Origin of the sequence: Janthinobacterium sp. NKUCC08_JDC (assembly GCF_019345575.1) — a bacterium.
Lineage (GTDB): Bacteria > Pseudomonadota > Gammaproteobacteria > Burkholderiales > Burkholderiaceae_D > Janthinobacterium > Janthinobacterium aestuarii.
Genome location: NZ_JAHKQW010000001.1, coordinates 1,269,591 through 1,289,802 on the forward strand (window position 1 = coordinate 1,269,591; position 20,212 = coordinate 1,289,802).

Sequence of the window (20,212 nt, forward strand, 5' to 3'; positions counted from 1 at the left end):
GACGATGAATACCAATCCCCTGCTTGATTTTTCCGGCCTGCCACGCTTCGACGCGATCACGCACGAGCATGTCACGCCTGCCATCGATACCCTATTGGAACAGGCGCGCGTCACGGTGGCGCAGCTGGAAGCGCCCATGGAAGAAGTGAGCTGGGAAAACTTCGTCGCGCCCCAGGACCAGATCGCCGAAACCCTGGGCCGCGCCTGGAGCATCGTCAACCACTTGAATAGCGTGGTCGATACGCCGGAACTGCGCGCCGCCTACAATGCCAACCTGCCCAAGGTGACGGAATTCTGGACCGAACTGGGCCAGAACGAAATTCTGTTTGGCAAATACAAGCAGCTGCAGGCACGCGCCGATTTCGCCAGCCTGTCGCCGGCGCGCCGCCGCATCGTCGACAATGCCGTGCGTGACTTCCGCCTCGGCGGCGCCGAGTTGCCCGAAGACAAGAAAGAGCGCTTCGGCGCCATCCAGGAAGAACACGCGGCCGTCGCCACGCGTTTTTCCGAAAACGTGCTCGACGCCACCAATGACTACAAGTTGCTGGTCGAAAACGAGCTTGACCTGGCCGGCCTGCCCGACGACGTGAAGGCGGCCGCGCGCGCCGCCGCCGAAAAAGCAGGCAAGCAAGGCTACGAATTCTCGCTGCACTTCCCGTCGTACTACCCGATCCTGCAATTTGCCGACAATCGCGCGCTGCGTGAAACCATCTACCGCGCCAACGCCACCAAGGCGTCGGACCAGGGCGACGTCTTCAGCAAGAAAGAGGACTGGGACAATACCCAGAATATCGTCACCTTGTTGCGGCTGCGCAACGAAGAGGCACAACTGCTCGGTTACGCCAATTTCGCCGAAGTGTCGCTCGTCCCCAAGATGGCCACCTCGCCCGCGCAAGTCATCGCTTTCCTGGAAGACCTGGCCAAGCGCGCGCGTCCGTTCGCCGAGAAGGACCTGGCAGAACTGAAACAATTCGCCCGCGAAGAATTGGGCATCGCCGAGCTGCAGGCGTGGGACGTGCCTTACGCCTCCGAAAAGCTGCAGGAGCGCCGCTACGCGTTCTCGGCCCAGGAAGTCAAACAGTACTTCCCTGAACACAAGGTGATCGACGGCCTGTTCCGCCAGATCCAGAACCTGTTTGCGGTCGAGATCAAGCCCGATACGGCGCCCGTCTGGCACCCGGACGTGCGTTTTTACCGCATCGAGCGCGACGGCAAGCTGGTCGGCCAGTTCTACCTGGATCTGTATGCGCGCGCCGGTAAAAGCGGCGGCGCCTGGATGGACGACGCGCGCGGCCGCCGCGCCGACGCACAACACGTGCAAACGCCGATCGCCTACCTGACATGCAATTTCACGGAACCGGCCGTGATCGACGGCAAGGCTCAGCCTGCCCTGTTCACGCACGATGAGGTGATCACCCTGTTCCACGAATTCGGCCACGGCCTGCACCATATGCTCACCGTCGTCGACGAACTGGGCGTGTCGGGCATCGCCGGCGTCGAATGGGATGCCGTGGAACTGCCATCGCAATTCATGGAAAACTTCTGCTGGGAATGGGAAGTGCTCGAACACATGACGGCGCATGCCGTCACGGGCGAGCCGCTGCCGCGCGCGCTGTACGACAAGATGCTGGCGGCCAAGAATTTCCAGTCCGGCTTGCAAACCCTGCGCCAGGTGGAGTTCTCCCTGCTCGACATGCATCTGCACTATGACTACGATGCCAGCACGGGCCAGAGCGTGCAGCAACTGATCGACGGCGTGCGCGCCAAGTTTTCGCTGCTCATCCCGCCCCCGTTCAACCGCTTCCAGAATGCCTTTGGGCATATCTTTTCCGGCGGCTACGCGGCCGGCTACTACAGCTACAAGTGGGCCGAGGTACTGTCCGCCGATGCGTATGCGGCGTTTGAAGAAGCCAAGGCGCTGGGACCGGACGCCACCACGGCGGCAGGCAAGCGTTATTTGCAGGAAATCCTGTCCGTCGGCGGATCGCGCCCCGCGCTGGAATCGTTTACCGCCTTCCGCGGCCGCGAGCCGAGCATCGATGCCCTGCTGCGCCATAGCGGCATGGCCGCTTGATCGCCATGAGTCGTGTCGATTTTCACAGCAACGTGCCAGACAAGCTGGCGTATGCCTGCCGTCTGGCGCGCAAGGCCTATATGGCCGGCAACAAGGTCGTCGTGCTGGTGGCCGACAGCGCCCAGCTCGACGCCTTGAACAGCGCCATGTGGACCATTTCCGCCACGGATTTCCTGCCGCACGTGCTGGCCGGCGATCCGCTGGCGGCGCAAACGCCGATCATCCTGACCGATGACGAAGCGGCCGAGCTGCCGCACCACGACATCCTCGTCAACCTGTCGCAGCTGCCGCCCGCCAATTACGCGCAGTTCCAGCGCGTCTTCGAGATCGTTTCCATGGATGAGCAAGATGCGCAGGCGGGCCGCCAGCGCTTCCTGCACTACCGCCAGCAGAACGTACAGCCGACCCACTTCGTGGCAGGGAAGACATGAGCCAGCAGCCATTCGACCAGGGCATCCCCCTGCTGACGGAGGTGCTGCTGGGGCCGGAAGTGGCGGAGGTCGTCGCGCCAGTTGCGGCTCCGCCTGCCGTCGAGGAAGCGCCGGCATTGCCGCCAACGGTGGCGCAGCCCGACTGGGACGCCATCGAACAGCGGCTGACGCAGCGCATCCTGCACCAGGTGCAGGGCAAGATCGACCATCTGCTGGAAGAGCGCATCGCCCATGTCCTGCAGACGGCCCTGCAAAACGCCCTGATCGGCATGCGCGGCGCCTTGCGCGAAGACTTGCAGCAGTCGCTGGAGCAGATCGTGGCGCATGCCGTCAGTCATGAACTGGGACATTTGCACCCACCTGCGCAAGCCTGAGCATGCTGCGCAATGTCGGGTTACGCGCTTTGCGCTAACCCGACCTACCCGACCTACCCTATTCTTCCCTCCAACGCCATTCTTTGGTGCGCTCGCGCCTGCGAAATCGGTGCATCGCGCCTCACTTTGGTGATTGTTGCGACAAAATGTAAAAAGCCCGAAATGCGGCTTTGCGCCGCCTGTTTTTTGTTGTACCTTTCTTCACACGTACCGCCTGTCGAAGCGGTTTTCACGAGACGCCGCCGTATCTTTATCCATTGGAGAATGTTTATGCTGCTCAAGACCAAAGTCCTTCCTCTCGCCCTCGCCCTCGCTTTTGCCGGCCATGCGGGCGCACAGGAAATCATCAAGATAGGCCACGTCGCCCCGGTCTCTGGCGCCAGCTCCCACTTGGGCAAGGATAACGAGAACGCGGCCAAGATGGCCATCGAGGATTTGAACGCCAAAGGCTTCAAGATCGATGGCAAAGCCGTCAAATTCGTGCTGGTCCCTGAAGATGACGCAGCCGATCCCAAGCAGGGCACGGCCGTGGCGCAAAAGCTGGTCGACGCCAAGGTCAACGGCGTGGTCGGCCACCTGAACTCGGGCACGACGATTCCCGCCTCGCGCATTTACTTCAATGCCGGCATTCCGCAGATTTCACCGGCCGCCACCAACCCGACGTACACCCAGCAGAAATTCAACACGGCCTTCCGCGTCGTCGCCAATGACAACAAGCTGGGGGGAACTTTGGGCGCATATGCCGTGGGCAAGCTGCAAGCGAAGAAAATCGCCGTCATCGATGACCGCACGGCCTACGGCCAGGGCGTGGCGGAACAGTTCGTCAAGGGCGCCAAGAAGGCGGCACCAGGCGTGCAAATCGTCGGCAAGGAATTTACGAATGCCAACGCGACGGACTTCAATGCCATCCTGACCAGCATCAAGTCGAAAAATCCCGACCTGATCTTCTTTGGCGGCATGGATTCCGTGGGCGGCCCCATGCTGCGCCAGATGAAGGCGCTGGGCATCAAGGCCAAGTTCATGGGTGGCGACGGCCTGTGCACGGAACCACTGGGCAAGCTGGCGGGCGACGCCGTGGGCGAAGACATGGTTACCTGCGCGGAAGCGGGCGGCGTGACGGGCGCGCAGCAAAAAGGCATGGACGATTTCCGCGCCCGCTACAAGCAGAAATACAATATGGAAGTACAGCTGTATGCGCCGTACGTCTACGATGCCGTGATGACCATGGCCACCGCCATGGCCGACGCCAAATCGTCGAAACCTTCCGTCTACCTGCCATTCCTGGCCAAGGTGCAGTACCAAGGCGTGACGGGTCCGATCTCGTTCGATGCCAACGGCGACATCAAGGATGGCGCGCTAACGCTCTTCACCTATCGGGAAGGCAAGAAGACCAAGATGGAAGTGGTCAAATAAGCGCCGGCTCCGCCACGTAAGCCTGCAAGCCTTCGGCCAGCGCGTCGAAGGTGGCGCGGCAGCGCAGGCTGCCGCGCAAGTCTTCATGCATGGTGATCCAGGTTTCCATCGGAAGCGCAAACGCCTGCGGCAGCACGCGCCGCAGCGCCGGATCGCGCGCAGCCAGCCCCGCCTGGCACACGCCGATGCCGGCGCCCGCCCGTATCAGGGCCAATTGCGCCAGGTCGCTGTCGCTGCGCCAGGCAAAATTTTCCCGCGTAAATCCGTTGAAAGCCGCACCCGCGTTGCGCACGAAGGGGCTCGCCTCGTCGTAGCCGATGACGGCATGGCGCGCCAGATCGGCCAGTGCCAGCGGCGTGCCATGCCGCGCCAGGTAGTCCCCGTGCGCGTGCAGGCCCAGTTCGATATCACCCACCTTGCGCGCCACCAGCTGCTCCTGGCGGGGCCGCAGCATGCGCACGGCGATGTCCGCCTCGCGGCGCAGCAAATCCTGCACCTTGTTGCTCAATACCAATTCGATGACGAGGTCCGGATGGCGCGCGCGCAAGCTGGCCAGGATGGGCGGCAGCACTTCCACACCCACCACTTCGCTGGCCGCGATGCGCACGACGCCGGCCACGCCCTGCCCCTGGCTGCTGGCGGCGCGCTCCATCAGGGCGGCAGTATGCTCCATGGTTTCCGCATGGGGCCGCAGCGCCAGCGCCACTTCCGTGGGTAGCAAGCCCAGCTGGGAACGCGTGAACAGGGTCGCGCCCAGCGCCTGTTCGAGCGCGGCGATATGCCGGCCGACGGTCGGTTGCGTGATGGCCAGCGCCCGTGCGGCGCCAGACAGGGAACCATGCTTGAGCACGGCCAGCAGCGAACGGTAGTATTCCCAGGCAATCGAGGTAGTCATACATAAATGTATAGCCTGTTGTCGATGCTCGTCAATTCCCAATTAGCCCTGCGCGGCAGATACTGGCCTCATCAACCACACGGAGGTCAGAATGGACAAAACAGCATTGGTACTGGGCGCCACGGGCGGCATCGGCGGCGAGATGGTGCGCCAGCTATTGGCGGCAGGCTGGCAGGTGCGCGTCTTGACGCGGGGCGCGACGCCATCGCCACGCGGCGACGGCATTGAATGGCTGCGCGGCGATGCGCTGTCGCCCGCGGACGTGCTGGCGGCCTCCAAAGGCTGCGCCGTCATCGTGCACGCCGTCAACCCGCCCGGTTACCGCCACTGGGGCCAGCTGGTGCTGCCCATGCTCGACAACACGATTTCAGCGGCGATTGCCGAAAATGCCACCATCGTGCTGCCGGGCACCGTGTACAACTTCGGCCCCGATGCCTTTCCCGTACTGGCGGAAGACGCGCCGCAGCGCCCGCAGACGCGCAAGGGCGCCATCCGCGTGGAACTGGAAGCGCGGCTGGAGCGGGCCAGCACGCAGGGCGCCAGGGTCATCATCGTGCGCGCGGGCGACTTCTTCGGCCCACGCGCCGGCAATAACTGGTTTTCGCAGGGCCTGGTCAAACCGGGCCAGAGGGTGCGCAGCGTGCTGTATCCGGGCGTGCCCGGCGTGGGCCACCAGTGGTCCTACCTGCCCGACGTGGCGCGCACGATGGTGCAATTGCTGGCCATGCGCGCCACCTTGCCCACGTTCTCCCGCTTTCACATGGCCGGCCACTGGGACCACGACGGCCAGCAAATGACGGGGGCGATCGCCCGTGTGGTGGAGCAAGCGACGGGAACTGCGCCCGCCATCCGGCGTTTTCCATGGTGGCTGGTGGCGCTGGCGTCGCCGTTCGTGGCGACCTTGCGTGAAATGCGCGAGATGCGCTATCTGTGGCAGACGCCTCTGTCCATGGAGAATGCGCGGCTTCTGGCCGTGCTGGGCCGGGAGCCGCATACGCCGCTCGACGAGGCGGTGCGGGCGACACTGGAAGGCATGGGCAATCTGCAAAAGGCAGCGGGCAAAAAAAACGCGCCGGGATTGCCGGCGCGCTAATTGCTGGTACTGCGGCACAGATTATTTCTGTGCCAGTACCCATTTGACCAGGGTGTGGGCTTCAGCATCGCTCACTTGCGGGTTCGCTGGCATCGGGATCGCGCCCCAGGTGCCAGAGCCGCCCTTCATGACTTTCGCCACGAGCTTGTTTTCAGCGTCTTTCTGGCCAGCGTACTTGGCAGCCACGTCCTTGAACGCAGGGCCCACCAGTTTCGTGCTCACTGCGTGGCAAGCCATGCAGTTTTTTGCTTTCGCCAGATCCGGATTGGCCAACGCTGCTTGCGATGCCAGAGCCGATACGGTCAATACACTCACCAACATAAAACGTTTCATTGTCTTTTCTCCAAAGTTACTTCCTGCGGCATTTTACTGTGTTTCCGCAGATGCACTACGAGCCCAGATCAAGCGTTTCAATGTAGTAACGCAGTGTAGTAGCGATTAGGCATTCATATTCTGCCCCATCTGCGCGTCCATGACCATGTTGTTTGTAAGGCGATGTAACGACAAGCGGCCCCGCGCAGTGGATCGGGGCCGCTTGTCTTACCTGCGCAACAGATCAGCGCTTCTTCAGTTGGGACAGGTCGCGCACGGCGCCGCGGTCGGCCGACGTCGTCAGCGCCGCATACGCCTGCAGCGCCTGCGACACGTAGCGCTCGCGGTTGACGGGCAGCCAGGCCGCGTCGCCCTTCGCTTCCATGGCGGCGCGGCGCGCGGCCAGTTCGGCATCCGTCACGCGCAGGTTGATGGTGCGCTCGGGGATGTCGATGTCGATGAAGTCGCCCTCTTCCACCAGGCCGATGGCGCCGCCTTCGGCCGCTTCCGGCGAGGCATGGCCGATCACCAGGCCCGAGGAACCGCCCGAGAAACGGCCGTCCGTGAACAGCGCGCACGCCTTGCCCAGGCCCTTCGACTTGATGTACGAGGTCGGGTACAGCATTTCCTGCATGCCCGGGCCGCCTTTCGGGCCTTCGTAGCGGATGATGACGACGTCGCCTTCATGCACGGTGTCTTCCAGGATCGCCGCGACGGCCGCATCCTGGCTTTCGAACACGCGCGCCTTGCCAGAGAATTTCAAGATGCTTTCATCGACGCCTGCCGTCTTGACGATGCAGCCCTTTTCAGCCAGGTTGCCGTACAAGACGGCCAGGCCGCCATCCTGCGAATACGCGTGGGCCTTGTCGCGGATGCAGCCGGTGGCACGGTCCGTATCCACGCTAGCGAAACGCTCCGACTGCGAAAACGCCGTCTGCGTCGGCACGCCGCCCGGCGCGGCGCGGAACAGTTCATGCACGGCCGGATCGTCCGTGCACTTGATGTCGTTTTGCGCGATGGCGTCGGCCAGGGTCGGCGCATGGATGGTCGGCAGAGTCGTGTTGAGCAGGCCGGCGCGCGCCAGTTCGCCCAGGATGCCCACGATGCCGCCCGCGCGGTGCACGTCTTCGATATGGTATTTGTCCGTCATCGGCGCGACCTTGCACAGGCACGGCACCTTGCGCGAGATGCGGTCGATGTCGGCCATCGTGAATTCCACTTCCGCCTCGTGCGCGGCGGCCAGCAAGTGCAGCACGGTGTTGGTCGAGCCGCCCATGGAGACGTCGAGCGCCATGGCGTTTTCAAACGCCGCCTTGGTGGCGATCGAGCGTGGCAGCACGGAATAATCGTCCTGCTCGTAGTGGCGCTTGGCCAGTTCCACGATCAGACGGCCCGCGCGCAGGAACAGCTGCTGGCGGTCCGAGTGCGTGGCCAGAATCGTGCCGTTGCCGGGCAGGGCCAGGCCCAGCGCCTCGGTCAGGCAGTTCATCGAGTTGGCTGTAAACATGCCGGAGCAGGAACCGCAGGTCGGACAGGCCGAACGTTCGATTTCCGCCACGTCGGCGTCGGACACGGTGCTGTCGCCCGCCTTGATCATGGCGTCGACCAGATCGAGCTTGATGATCTTCTGCGTGCCGTTGACCACCTTGACGACCTTGCCCGCTTCCATCGGCCCGCCCGAGATGAAGACGACGGGGATATTGATGCGCATGGCGGCCATCAGCATGCCCGGCGTGATCTTGTCGCAGTTCGAGATGCAGACCATGGCGTCGGCGCAGTGGGCGTTGACCATGTATTCGACGGAGTCGGCGATCAGGTCGCGCGACGGCAGCGAATACAGCATGCCGCCGTGGCCCATGGCGATGCCGTCATCGACGGCGATGGTGTTGAATTCCTTGGCCACGCCGCCAGCCTTTTCGATTTCGCGCGCGACCATCTGGCCCAGGTCCTTCAGGTGCACGTGGCCGGGCACGAACTGGGTGAACGAGTTGACGACGGCGATGATCGGCTTGTCGAAGTCGCCGTCCTTCATGCCGGTGGCGCGCCACAGGGCGCGGGCGCCAGCCATGTTGCGGCCGTGGGTGGTGGTGCGGGAGCGGTATTGCGGCATGATGGGGACCTTCCGAGAAATGAATAATGCCTGACTGCCCGGATTTTCAACAAAACCCTGCATGCAGTGGGGGTACGCCAGATTGCCTTGCGCGCGCCCCACTGTCAAATATATGATGCACGTGTCTGTGAGTCGTTTTACATATCACAGCAATCAATCCGCATGGAAACACATATGAACCTGGAACTGCGCCAGCTGCGCTACTTTGTCACCGTCGCCGAGGAATTGCATTTCGGCCGCGCCGCCGCGCGCCTGCACATGACGCAGCCGCCCCTGTCGCAAACCATCATGGCGCTGGAAGAACTGCTGGGCGCCCCGCTGTTCGTGCGCACGCGGCGCGAAGTGCAGCTGACGCCGGCCGGCACGGCACTGCTGCCCGAGGCGCGCCGGCTGCTGGCGCAGGCGCAGGATTTATCCGCGCTGGTGCTGCGGGCCGCGCAGGGCGAGGTGGGACGTCTGAGCCTGGCGTTTGTCTCGTCGGCCGACTACAGCGTGCTGCCGCCCCTGCTGCGCGCTTACCAGGCGGCCTATCCGCAAGTGCACATCCAGCTACAGGAAGCCACCTCGGACCTGCAGCTCGATGAATTGCTGGCCGGGCGCACGGATGCGGGCCTGTTGATCCCCCCATTACCCGAGAAGGCAAAAGGGGAACTCGATTACCTGCCCGTGCTGGCCGAACCGCTGGTGCTGGCCGCGCCGTCCGGCCTCGACATATTGAATACGCCGGGACCCGTGCGCCTGCGCGACGTGCCGCCCCTGCCCTTGATCGTTTTCCCGCGCGCCATTTCTCCCGCCCTGCATGACGCGATCCTCGGCGTCTTCCGCGCGGCCGGCATCACGCCGCAGATCGGCCAGGAAGCGATCCAGATGCAAACCATCGTCAGCCTCGTCTCGGCTGGCATGGGCATCGCGCTTGTGCCACAATCGGTATCGAATCTGATGCGCCCGGGCGTAGAATACAGGCCGCTGCAGGACGCCACGCCGCTGGTGGAAACGGGCCTGGCCTGGCGCCGCGACAATCCGTCCGCCGTGCTGCAAGGTTTTTTGGCGCTGCTGCGCAAGCAGATCGGCACCGCCGCCGATTAAAATTAAGTGGCCGCTAAGACAAAAAACGGCCAGCGCCCCCATACTACGCAACCTTGGCTTTAAACAAAGAAAGAAACCCCATGCTGATACACCCGATGCCCGACCCGATAGCCATCCAGATCGGCCCGCTCGCCGTGCACTGGTACGGCCTGATGTATGTGCTGGCCTTTGCCCTGTTCATTATCCTGGGCAGAGTGCGCATCAAGCAGCCGCACATCGCCGTACTGGGCTGGAAGAAGGAAGACCTCGATGACATGCTGTTCTACGGCATGCTGGGCGTGGTGATCGGCGGGCGCCTGGGCGAAGTGCTGTTCTACCGTCCTGAATACTTCATGCACAATCCGCTCGAGATCTTCATGGTCTGGCATGGCGGCATGTCCTTCCATGGCGGCTTCCTCGGCGTCATCGTGGCCATGTATCTGTGGAGCCGCAAGGCAGGCCGCAACCTGTTCGACGTGCTCGACTTCATCGCCCCGCTGGTGCCGCTCGGCTACGCGGCCGGCCGCCTGGGCAACTTCATCAATGCCGAACTGCCGGGCCGCATCGCGCCGGAAACCCTGCCGTGGGCCATGCAGTGGCCGGGCATTCCCTATCCCGTGCACCCGTCACCGATCTACCAGATGCTGGTCGACGGCATTTTAGTGTTCATCATCCTGTGGCTGTTTGCGCGCAAGCAGCGCCCGCGCATGGCCGTGGGCGCCATGTTCACCCTGCTGTACGGCTGCGCGCGCTTCTTCACGGAATACTTCCGCACGCCGGACTGGGAAGTCGTGTGGCTGGGCGTACCGATCACGTCAGGCCAGATGCTGTCCCTGCCGATGATCGTCGGCGCCATCGCGCTGCTGGTGTGGGCATATAAAAGCCAGGTGATGGGCACGCCGCCCACCAAGGTCCGCCCGGCCAACACGTAAAACCGCTGTTCCCAGGTGGCGCGCCAGGCAGGCGCGCCACTTTCCCTCCCCCGCCTCCCGGCAACATTTCCCTCAACACAATTAAATTTCCTCGCGGAATAGACTTGCTGTTGACATCTCGGTATCATCGTTTTCATGCCGCCACCGGGGAGTGCCTTGCCATGCCGCCTGCCGGACAACAACTGACGTACTCGATTGCGCTGGGTGCCAGCTATGTGCTGGCGCAGCTGGCCTTGACGGCCTGGGCCGGCACGCACGCGCCGTACGTCAGCTATGCGTTCAACATTGTCGCGCCCCTGCTGGCGCTGGCGGCCTGTTGCCGCTGCGCCTATCTCAGCGCGGCGGGCGCCGCCAGGACAGGCTGGGCCCTGTTCGCCGTGGCCATGCTGTTCTGGAGCACGGGCATGATATTGTCCGCCTGGCAGGATCTGAGCGGGCAAGTGGCCTCCGACGCCACGTATTTTTCCGATTTCGCCTATTTCATGTATGGCGCGCCCCTGCTGCTGGCCATCTCGTCCGTAACGCACAACCATCGCTCGCGCACCTTGCAATGGCTCGATGCCGTGCAAGTGCTGCTGGCGGCCTACCTGGCCTATACGGCCATCTTTTCCGTGTCGCCATTCGACCAGCGCTCGATCGCGCCGATTCCCGCCAGCCTGCTGGTGCTGACCTACAACGTGGAAAACCTGGTCCTGGCCTGCTGTGCTTCGCTGCGTCTGCTGGCGCACCGCCGCGATGGCGGGCAAGGCCGCTTTTACCTGCTGCTGACGGTGTTTTTATGGTGCTATGCGGGCTGCGCGGCCGCGTATAACTATCTGACCCTGCATGGCGTGACGCAAGCATGGAGCGAAGTGCTGCCCAGCCTGCCATTCCTGCTGCTGGTGCTGCTGGCCACGCGCGTCACGGCGGCGCAGTCCGCAGCCGAAAATACGCAGGCGCGGCAAGCCCCGCAAAAGCTGACCCTGCTGATCGACAATTTCAGTCCCATCTTCTTTACGGCCGCCCTGCTGGGCCTGGGCTTTGCCGTCATGCGCGCGCATTTCTACCTGGCGGCGGCGTCGCTGTTCGTCGCGCTGCTGGTCCACGCGCTGCGCTCGGCCACCCTGCAAAGCCGCTACATGCAAAGCGAACTGGCCTTGCGCGCCGCGCATGACAAGCTGGAAAAGCTGTCGCTGACGGATGGCTTGACGGGCATCGCCAACCGGCGCTGCTTCGACCAGACATTACAGCTGGAGTGGCAGCGCGCCGCGCGCAACCATCAAGGGCTGGCGCTGCTGATCATCGATATCGATTTCTTCAAAAGCCTCAACGATACCTTCGGCCACCCGTATGGCGACGCCTGCCTGGTGCGGATCGCGGCCGCCCTGCACTCGGCGCTGCCACGCGCCAGCGACCTGGCGGCACGCTTCGGCGGCGAGGAGTTTGCCGCCATCCTGCCCGCCACCGATGGCGACGGCGCGCTGGCCGTGGCGCACAAGATGCAGGAAGCGATCGCCGCGGCCGCCATCGTCCACGCGCCGTCGCGCGGCGGCCTGGTGACGGCCAGCATCGGCCTGGCACTGAGTGACGGCGGCCAGACGCCGGAACAATTGCTGGCCGCCGCCGACCAGGCCCTGTACCGGGCCAAGCAGAATGGCCGCAACCGGGTCGAAGCCTAGCCTTTCAGCTTATTGGTAATGACTTTCCATTGCGCCGGCGTCACGGGCGTGATCGACAGCCGGCTGCCCTTCTTGAGCAGCAGCATGTCTTCCAGCTCCGGCATCTGGCGCATCTCGGACAGGGGCAGCAGCGCCGTCTTCTTTACGCCGCGCACGTCGACGCTGATCCAGCGCGGCTGCTCCTGTGTGGCCTTCGGGTCGAAATATTTGCCGCCCTCTTCAAACTGGCTGTGATCGGGATACGCGCCGCTGGCCACTTCGGCCACGCCCGCCACGCCCGGCTGCGGGCAGCTCGAGTGATAGAACAGCACGCCATCGCCTGGCTGCATGCCATCGCGCATGAAGTTGCGCGCCTGGTAGTTGCGCACGCCGAACCACGGCATGGTGTGCTGGGGCGCGGCCATCAGGTCGTCGATGCTCACTTCATCGGGTTCGGATTTCATCAGCCAGTATTGTTTCATGCAGACTCCGTATCAAAGTGACAGGCGTAAAAAAACGGTTGCGCATCAATGCTGCAACCGTTTTCAGTTGTACTACCAAGTTACTGCGAATTGGGCCCCGCCTGTGCCGCTATGCCGGCATCCCGAACCAAACGGTTCAAGGTGGTCACGTTAGTTCAATTTCGGGTTCGTCGAACGAGCGACGCTCACTCCCATCAAACAAAATTCGCAACCGATGCGCATAAATGGTTCAAGGAATATATGGCAATCGCGAACACCGCAGGGTAGACCCAAGTTTACTCCTTTGATCGCGCATCGCAAAGACAAATCGTCGCGTGCACGCTTAAAAAAGGTTTTCCTGGGGCGTCAAAGCGCTATCGAGGACAGTATGCATGGCCGAGATTTTCTGCTTCACTTCCAGGATCGTCAATTCCGACAGCGGACCTTGCGGCGACTTCACGGAGAGGAATTCCGCAGCCACGCCCAGGGCGGCCAGCACGGCGATGCGGTCGTTGCCCTTGACCTTGCCCGCGTCGCGGATGGCTTTCATTTTGCTATCGAGATAGATCGCCGCTTCGCGCAGCGCGCGCTCTTCGCCGTCGCGGCACACCATGCTGTAGGACTGGCCCATGATATTGACATCGACACGCGGCATCACGCTTCCTTCTCGTTCTCGGCAATATAGGCGCCCGCTTCCGAAGCGGCTTGCTCCAGGCCGGCTTGCACCAGTTCGGGAATTTTTTCCAGCAAGGCTTCCACCCGCTCCTGCGCCTCGCGCATGCGCTGCACGTACAGGGCGTTCTCGGCGGCCAGCGCGGCGTTATCCTTGCGCAGTTGCGCGTTTTCACGGCGCAGCGCATGGGTCATTTCGGCCAGCAGGCCTATTTTGTCGGATAATTCGTTGAATTCGGAAATCATCCCGCCACTATAGGGCGGACGCTCCATGGGCGTCAATCGAATCACGCCGCTGTCACACATATTTACATCAATGCAGGTCAGTTGCCGTGAAATACACGCTTTTTCCGGCGCTTTTCGCCAAGTGCGCGCATCTGCCTGCGCCGTGATGGCAGCGTTTTACTCGTCGACGTAATCGGGTTCGATATCGAGTCCGCCATAGCGGTTTTCGCAAGAGCGGCGCGTCAGCGTCTGTTGTCCGCTCTTGCCGTCAAGCACCATCGTCAAATCGCGGCAAGTACGGCCGTAGCTGCCAGGTTTGCCGTCCGTGCCCGAGGGCGTCAGGCGCACCGCCAGCGGTACCGCATTGCCCAGTCCCTTGTTGCTCCACTGGCGCGTCTTGCCATCCTCTTCATCTTTCAAGGTGCGCACGGCGGCCGTCAACAGGGCTTGCTTTTCCTTGGCATTCAGCTTGGCGATGGTGACGTCGGACAGGAAAGGCGGATACACGACGGGCGCCGGATCTTTGCCCTGCACATCCCAGCGGCCGCTGCTCTGCGAACAGGTGCGGCGGCTCAGGTCCTGCGTTTTACCAGCTGCCGTGACGACGAATTTCAAGTCGCGGCACACATGCGCCTTCAGGCTGTGCTCCGTCATGCCGGAATTGCTGAAGTTATACGTGACTTTGACCAGCACGCCGCTATCGCCGCCGTTGTCCCACACGTGCGCTTCCTGGTCGTCGTCATCCTTGTTCAAGTCATTGAACAGGCCACCCAGCAGCATTTCCTTTTGCTGCGGCGTCAGGGAAGCCACGGTGATCTCGTCGACGATGGTGGGTGTTTGCGCGGCGGCATTGCCCAGGCAGGCAAGGCCGAGAACAGTGGCGCCCAGCAGGCGCAGGGCGGTACGGGAAGTGGTCGATGGCATGGCGTGCTTTCTCGTGCAGGTGGCGATATATGGCGATATTGATATGCAATTACAATCATCTTATCAAAGTCCATAGTAAAACTGTGTTTCCTGTACGTACAGGAACGCCGTTCGCCTGACGGGCATGCTAGAGTCGCGCCTGTTGCTGACGCCCGGGAACGAGGCTTGCGTTTGCGCAAACCCTGCGTAAATGCAGGCTGCGCAGAACGTCTAAGCTTATCTTCCCGGAGAATAAGCCCTTGAATAAGCCCCCTACCGTCCCTATAATTAGCACTCGTTAGTAGAGAGTGCTAACAAACTCTTTCGTAGCAATCCTCAGGACATGATGGTGTCTGCCGGGCAACAGCAGGGAACGCTACGCGGCGGGCGACGCCGCGATGCCACCACTGCCTAGCTGGCACGCACTCGATGACATGGGGTTTGCTTGACCGTTGCGGGCTGCTTTCAACGGCGGTCACTGAAAGCACGCCTGGCGCTGTGCCAGGCATGTATTCATTTAGCAACACCTATCCATTGAACTTTAAGGAGTTTTGTATGAATCTGCGCCCATTGAACGATCGCGTCATCGTCAAACGCCTCGACCAGGAAACCAAAACTGCGTCCGGCCTCATCATTCCTGATGCAGCTGCTGAAAAACCGGATCAAGGCGAAGTCCTTGCCGTAGGCAATGGCAAGATTCTCGACGACGGCAAAGTCCGTCCTCTGGATGTCAAAGTAGGCGACCGCGTCCTGTTCGGCAAATACGCTGGCCAAACCGTCAAAGTTGACGGCGATGAGCTGCTGGTCATGCGCGAAGAAGACATCATGGCGATCGTCGTCAAGTAATTGTTTCCACGTTGTAGACAGATACATCCCGAAACTCAGGAGAATTGAACATGGCAGCTAAAGAAGTAGTATTCGGCGACGCAGCGCGCGCCAAGATGGTCGAAGGCGTCAATATCCTCGCCAACGCAGTCAAAGTCACCTTGGGCCCGAAAGGCCGCAACGTCGTTCTGGAGCGCTCGTTCGGCGCCCCTACCGTCACCAAGGATGGTGTGTCGGTAGCGAAAGAAGTTGAACTCAAAGACAAGCTCATGAACATGGGCGCGCAAATGGTCAAGGAAGTTGCTTCCCGCACCAGCGACAACGCCGGCGACGGCACCACCACCGCAACCGTGCTGGCACAAGCCATCGTGCGCGAAGGCATGAAGTTCGTTGCCGCCGGCATGAACCCGATGGACCTGAAGCGCGGTATCGACAAGGCTGTTGCAGCCACCGTCGAAGAGCTGGCGAAAATCGCCCGTCCTTGCACCACGACCAAAGAAATCGCCCAGGTTGGCGCGATCTCGGCGAACTCGGACTACTCGATCGGCGAGCGTATCGCTGAAGCGATGGAAAAAGTCGGTAAAGAAGGCGTCATCACCGTGGAAGACGGCAAGTCGCTGAACGACGAGCTGGACATCGTTGAAGGCATGCAGTTCGACCGCGGCTACCTGTCGCCATACTTCATCAACAACCCAGAGAAACAAGTTGCCGTACTGGACAGCCCATTCGTCCTGCTGTGCGACAAGAAAATCTCGAACATCCGTGACCTGCTGCCGGTACTGGAACAAGTCGCAAAAGCTGGCCGTCCACTGCTGATCATCGCAGAAGACATCGAAGGCGAAGCGCTGGCGACCCTGGTTGTGAACAACATCCGCGGCATCCTGAAAACCTGCGCAGTGAAAGCACCTGGCTTCGGCGACCGCCGCAAAGCCATGCTGGAAGACATCGCTGTCCTGACCGGCGGCCAAGTGATCGCTGAAGAAGTCGGCCTGACCCTGGAAAAAGTGACCCTGGCCGAACTGGGCCAAGCGAAACGCATCGAAGTGGGCAAAGAAAACACCATCGTCATCGATGGCGCCGGCGAAGCTGCCTCGATCGAAGCACGCGTGAAACAAGTGCGTGTACAGATCGAAGAAGCAACCTCGGACTACGACCGTGAAAAACTGCAAGAACGCGTCGCCAAACTGGCTGGCGGCGTTGCCGTGATCAAGGTTGGCGCAGCCACCGAAGTCGAAATGAAAGAGAAAAAAGCCCGCGTTGAAGATGCACTGCACGCTACCCGCGCTGCCGTGGAAGAAGGCATCGTGCCAGGCGGCGGCGTAGCCCTGCTGCGCGCACGCGCCAACATCACGGTCAAGGGCGACAATCCTGATCAAGACGCTGGTATCAAGATCGTCCTGCGCGCAATGGAAGAGCCACTGCGCATGATCGTGCAAAACGCTGGCGAAGAAGCTTCGGTCGTCGTGGCAGCCGTACTGGCTGGCACGGGCAACTACGGCTACAACGCTGCCAACGGCACGTATGGCGACATGGTTGAAATGGGCGTCCTTGACCCAGCCAAAGTGACCCGTTCGGCGCTGCAAAACGCCGCTTCGATCGCTTCGCTGATGCTGACGACCGACTGCATGGTCTGCGAAATCGCTGACGACAAAGCAGGCGGCGGCATGGGCGGCGGCATGGGTGGTATGGGCGGCATGGGCGGCATGGACGGCATGATGTAATGTGCGGCGGCCAGTCGCGCAGGCGACGGCGCGACTGGCCGCATACGCCGGGACAGGGCTGGCAGACCAAAAGCTGTCAGCGCCTCCCCGGCGGCCCCGAAAGCCACCTTCTACGGAAGGTGGCTTTTTTTCGTCTATGAATTTGGCAAACCCGTTTGGCAAACCCGTTGGCAAGCCCGGCGATTGCCCGCCTGCCCGTTTTGCTTTAGCATGGCCGCCATCGTCGTTCTTTCTCATCCCACCATCATGCCGCCACGCGCCTCTTCTTCCAAAACCACCATCATCGCCGGCATCCTGGCCGGCTTGCTGGCCGCCGGCCTCGGCGCTTTCTACCTGCACCAGCAATCCGCGCCGCACGGTGACCATGCCAAGGCCTCAAGCAGCCAGACGACGGCGCAAGAACAGAACGCACGCGCCGTCGATGCCTTGCTGGCTTTGCCGGAAATCAAGGCCTGGTCGGCGCATATCGAAAAGGCTTCGGGCGGCCGCGCGCACGGCGCCGTGATGGAAACGTCGCCCGAGACGCGCCTCATCGATGGCGTCGCCTGCTATCAGCTGAGCTTTTTCGAAAGCACGCCCGATGCGGCGCACCGCTGGGAAAGTTTCGTCGTCACGCCCGACGGCAAGCGCATCCTCGTCGACGACACCGTCAGCGGCGACCTGATCAGCCTGGAACAATGGCGCAAGGACAACGCGCCCATGCAGCGCATCGCCACGCAGTAACGCCCTACACCGGCGAGCCTTGCGGCGGGACGCTGGCGTTGCAGCGCAAGCTTTACTTTCTGGCATCGAAGACCGATACTCGCCCACATGCCCGCCATCACTGTCCGCCCCCTCACGCCAGACGACGCCAGCGCCTACCGCGCGCTGCGCCTGGCCGGCATCGCCGAACTGCCCGCCGCCTTCTGCACCACGCATGCGGCGGAAAGCGGCTTGCCCTTGGCACAGATAGCCGAGCGCTTGCGCACCACATCGCACCAAATAATATTTGGCGCTTTCGACAAGGAACAATTGATCGGCATTGCCGGCCTGCGCCGCGAACCGATTGCCGTCGTGCATGACAAGGCCAGCCTGTGGAGCGTGTACGTGGCGCCGCAGGCACGCGGCTGCGGCGCGGGACGGCAACTGGTGCAGGCAGCCATCGCGCACGCCTGCGGCGTGCCCGAACTGGCCCGCGTGCGCCTGGCCGTGGCACAGGACAACAACGCGGCATTGACCCTGTACCTGGGCTGCGGTTTTACCCTGGCGGACGGTCCCGCATCGGATGGCATGCTGCAAATGCAACTATTACTGCCCCGCCCTGCCCTTGCAAGTGCCGAAAGTAATGTCTTTATGAAAATCAATACCTTACAAATCCCTGCGAAATAGCGGACAGGCCGTTTTTTCTGTTGCAAGCAAACGCGGCAGGCCTTAGCATCGCGGCTTACAAAAAAAACTTGGGGAGAGCCAATGTCATCGGCCGAGACACAAACCGCCACGGGCAAAATGCCCCGGCAAATACCGTACATCATCGCCAACGAAGGCTGCGAACGCTTCAGCTTTTACGGCATGCGCAACATCCTGACGCCATTCCTCATCAGCACCTTGCTGCTGATGATCCCGATCGACCAGCGCACGGGCGAAGCCAAGCACGTGTTCCACACCTTCGTCATCGGCGTGTATTTCTTCCCGCTGCTGGGCGGCTGGCTGGCCGACCGCTTCTTTGGCAAGTACAACACCATCTTCTGGCTCAGCCTCGTGTATTGCGCCGGCCATGCCTGCCTGGCCCTGTTTGAAAACAGCGTCAACGGCTTCTATTTCGGCCTGTTCCTGATCGCCTTCGGTTCCGGCGGCATCAAGCCGCTGGTGGCCTCGTTTGTCGGCGACCAGTTCGACCAGACCAATAAGCACAAGGCCAAGCTGGTCTTCGACCTGTTCTACTGGATCATCAACTTCGGCTCCTTCTTCGCCTCGCTGCTGATGCCGCTGTTCCTGAAAAAGTATGGCCCGTCGATCGCCTTCGGCATCCCCGGCCTGATGATGCTGGCCGCCACCATCGTCTTCTGGATGGGCGCCAAGAAATACGTGCACGTGCCGCCAGCGCCGCCGAACCCCGATTCGTTTACCCGCGTGGCCCGCACGGCCCTGCTGGCCCGCGTCGATGGCGGTTCGCGTCCCGGCCTGTACGTGGCCTACGTCGGCGTGATCGGCGCCCTGTATGCGTTCTACAGCATTCCTGAATGGGGCTTCGTGATTTCCGCGTGTACCGCGCTGGTCTTGCTGCTGGCCTTCGGCAGCATCGGCACGGCCATGCAGCTGGAACGCGCACGTGGCATCCACCCTGACGAAGCCGTCGAAGGCGTGCGCGCCGTGCTGCGCATCCTCGTCATCTTCGCCCTCGTCACGCCGTTCTTCTCGCTGTTCGACCAGAAGGCCTCGACGTGGATCGTGCAGGCGAACACCATGGAAAAACCAAGCTGGTTCCTGCCGGCGCAGATGCAGGCGCTGAACCCGATGCTGGTGATGCTCCTGATCCCGTTCAACAACCTGGTGCTGTACCCGATGCTGAACCGCTTCGGCTGGGAAGCGACGGCCCTGCGCCGCATGACGGCCGGTATCGGCTTTTCCTCGCTGGCGTGGATCGTCATTGGCCTCTTGCAGCTGGCCCTCGACAGCGGCAGCGCCGTCTCCATCATGTGGCAGATCCTGCCGTACGCGCTGTTGACGTTCGGCGAAGTGCTGGTCTCGGCGACGGGACTGGAGTTTGCCTACAGCCAGGCGCCCGTCTCGATGAAGGGCGCCATCATGAGCTTCTGGAATCTGTCGACCACGGTGGGCAACCTGTGGGTGCTGATCGTCAACCGCAGCGTCATGAACGAAGGCGTGATCGGCAAGATCGCCGAAAGCGGCATCAGTGTGACGGCCTTCCAGATGTTCTTCTTCGCCGCCTTCGCCGCCGTGGCGATGCTGGCTTTCGGCCTGTATGCGAAGCGCTACAAGATGGTCGATAACTACCGCCAGGCCGCCGTGCCGGGTAAGGCGTAATCATACAAGTAGGTCGGATTAGCCCGAAGGGCGTAATCCGACAAC

Annotated in this window: 20 protein-coding genes and 1 other RNA gene; 13 read left to right on the plus strand and 8 right to left on the minus strand. The window is 62.1% G+C overall.

Annotated features, from left to right (window positions below):
- Positions 1-4: 4 nt before the first annotated feature.
- The 4 genes from KO538_RS05855 to KO538_RS05870 all read left to right on the plus strand — a co-directional run bounded on the left by KO538_RS05855 (position 5) and on the right by KO538_RS05870 (position 4,292).
- Positions 5-2,074 (plus strand): M3 family metallopeptidase, encoded by a 2,070-nt coding sequence (locus tag KO538_RS05855; protein ID WP_374106828.1) that lies wholly within the window; start codon positions 5-7, stop codon positions 2,072-2,074.
- Positions 2,075-2,079: 5 nt separating this feature from the next.
- A complete protein-coding gene (locus KO538_RS05860) occupies positions 2,080-2,505 on the plus strand; it encodes a DNA polymerase III subunit chi (protein ID WP_034747952.1) in 426 nt (141 codons plus the stop codon).
- Positions 2,502-2,879, plus strand: coding sequence for a hypothetical protein (locus tag KO538_RS05865; RefSeq protein ID WP_219327683.1), 378 nt, complete (start codon positions 2,502-2,504; stop codon positions 2,877-2,879). Before KO538_RS05860 ends, KO538_RS05865 begins: the two co-directional genes overlap by 4 nt.
- A gap of 270 nt (positions 2,880-3,149) precedes the next feature.
- Positions 3,150-4,292 (plus strand): branched-chain amino acid ABC transporter substrate-binding protein, encoded by a 1,143-nt coding sequence (locus KO538_RS05870; RefSeq protein WP_219327684.1) that lies wholly within the window; start codon positions 3,150-3,152, stop codon positions 4,290-4,292.
- On the opposite strand, the gene KO538_RS05875 is transcribed toward KO538_RS05870, so the two are convergent.
- Entirely contained in the window at positions 4,285-5,187 is a 903-nt protein-coding gene (locus tag KO538_RS05875) for a LysR family transcriptional regulator (protein WP_219327685.1), read from the minus strand. The two genes, KO538_RS05870 and KO538_RS05875, sit on opposite strands and share 8 nt — an antisense overlap.
- Before the next feature lie 91 nt (positions 5,188-5,278).
- Here KO538_RS05875 and KO538_RS05880 point away from each other — a divergent pair, with 91 nt between their 5' ends.
- Positions 5,279-6,280, plus strand: coding sequence for an NAD-dependent epimerase/dehydratase family protein (locus KO538_RS05880; RefSeq protein ID WP_219327686.1), 1,002 nt, complete (start codon positions 5,279-5,281; stop codon positions 6,278-6,280).
- 21 nt (positions 6,281-6,301) lie between these two features.
- On the opposite strand, the gene KO538_RS05885 is transcribed toward KO538_RS05880, so the two are convergent.
- Together KO538_RS05885 and ilvD are read right to left on the minus strand one after the other, a co-directional pair.
- The gene (locus tag KO538_RS05885; RefSeq protein WP_034747381.1) at positions 6,302-6,613 is read right to left on the minus strand and encodes a c-type cytochrome; all 312 of its coding nucleotides are present in this window, start codon (positions 6,611-6,613) and stop codon (positions 6,302-6,304) included.
- A gap of 223 nt (positions 6,614-6,836) precedes the next feature.
- A complete protein-coding gene (ilvD, locus tag KO538_RS05890) occupies positions 6,837-8,702 on the minus strand; it encodes a dihydroxy-acid dehydratase (protein WP_219327687.1) in 1,866 nt (621 codons plus the stop codon).
- A gap of 174 nt (positions 8,703-8,876) precedes the next feature.
- On the opposite strand from ilvD, the gene KO538_RS05895 reads away from it, so the two are divergent.
- From KO538_RS05895 to KO538_RS05905, 3 genes are all read left to right on the plus strand, one after another.
- Entirely contained in the window at positions 8,877-9,788 is a 912-nt protein-coding gene (locus KO538_RS05895) for a LysR family transcriptional regulator (protein ID WP_219327748.1), read from the plus strand.
- Positions 9,789-9,868: 80 nt separating this feature from the next.
- Positions 9,869-10,699 carry a prolipoprotein diacylglyceryl transferase gene (lgt, locus tag KO538_RS05900; RefSeq protein ID WP_034747373.1) on the plus strand — a complete coding sequence of 277 codons (831 nt, stop codon included), beginning with the start codon at positions 9,869-9,871 and terminating at the stop codon, positions 10,697-10,699.
- 161 nt (positions 10,700-10,860) lie between these two features.
- A complete protein-coding gene (locus KO538_RS05905) occupies positions 10,861-12,357 on the plus strand; it encodes a GGDEF domain-containing protein (protein WP_219327688.1) in 1,497 nt (498 codons plus the stop codon).
- Here the strand turns inward: KO538_RS05905 and KO538_RS05910 are convergent.
- The 5 genes from KO538_RS05910 to KO538_RS05930 form a co-directional block, all read right to left on the minus strand.
- The gene (locus KO538_RS05910) at positions 12,354-12,818 is read right to left on the minus strand and encodes an EVE domain-containing protein (protein WP_219327689.1); all 465 of its coding nucleotides are present in this window, start codon (positions 12,816-12,818) and stop codon (positions 12,354-12,356) included. The two genes, KO538_RS05905 and KO538_RS05910, sit on opposite strands and share 4 nt — an antisense overlap.
- Positions 12,819-12,908: 90 nt before the next feature.
- A non-coding RNA gene (ssrS, locus tag KO538_RS05915) (6S RNA) lies at positions 12,909-13,086 on the minus strand.
- A 54-nt stretch (positions 13,087-13,140) separates the two neighbouring features.
- Positions 13,141-13,452 carry a cell division protein ZapA gene (locus KO538_RS05920; RefSeq protein ID WP_034747344.1) on the minus strand — a complete coding sequence of 104 codons (312 nt, stop codon included), beginning with the start codon at positions 13,450-13,452 and terminating at the stop codon, positions 13,141-13,143.
- On the minus strand, positions 13,452-13,715 hold the full coding sequence (locus KO538_RS05925) for a hypothetical protein (RefSeq protein ID WP_034747342.1): 264 nt from the start codon (positions 13,713-13,715) through the stop codon (positions 13,452-13,454). The genes KO538_RS05920 and KO538_RS05925 overlap by 1 nt, the downstream gene beginning before the upstream one ends.
- A 156-nt stretch (positions 13,716-13,871) precedes the next feature.
- Positions 13,872-14,618 (minus strand): hypothetical protein, encoded by a 747-nt coding sequence (locus KO538_RS05930; protein WP_219327690.1) that lies wholly within the window; start codon positions 14,616-14,618, stop codon positions 13,872-13,874.
- Between the two features lie 534 nt (positions 14,619-15,152).
- Here KO538_RS05930 and groES point away from each other — a divergent pair.
- From groES to KO538_RS05955, 5 genes are all read left to right on the plus strand, one after another.
- A complete protein-coding gene (groES, locus tag KO538_RS05935) occupies positions 15,153-15,443 on the plus strand; it encodes a co-chaperone GroES (protein WP_010400979.1) in 291 nt (96 codons plus the stop codon).
- 50 nt (positions 15,444-15,493) lie between these two features.
- Positions 15,494-17,143 (plus strand): chaperonin GroEL, encoded by a 1,650-nt coding sequence (gene groL / locus KO538_RS05940; protein WP_010400981.1) that lies wholly within the window; start codon positions 15,494-15,496, stop codon positions 17,141-17,143.
- 210 nt (positions 17,144-17,353) lie between these two features.
- The gene (locus KO538_RS05945; protein ID WP_219327691.1) at positions 17,354-17,866 is read left to right on the plus strand and encodes a hypothetical protein; all 513 of its coding nucleotides are present in this window, start codon (positions 17,354-17,356) and stop codon (positions 17,864-17,866) included.
- Between the two features lie 87 nt (positions 17,867-17,953).
- Positions 17,954-18,511, plus strand: a complete 558-nt coding sequence (locus KO538_RS05950) for a GNAT family N-acetyltransferase (protein WP_219327692.1) — start codon at positions 17,954-17,956, stop codon at positions 18,509-18,511.
- 81 nt (positions 18,512-18,592) lie between these two features.
- Complete coding sequence (locus tag KO538_RS05955) at positions 18,593-20,167, plus strand: oligopeptide:H+ symporter (RefSeq protein ID WP_257620163.1); 1,575 nt, start codon at positions 18,593-18,595, stop codon at positions 20,165-20,167.
- Positions 20,168-20,212 lie beyond the last annotated feature (45 nt).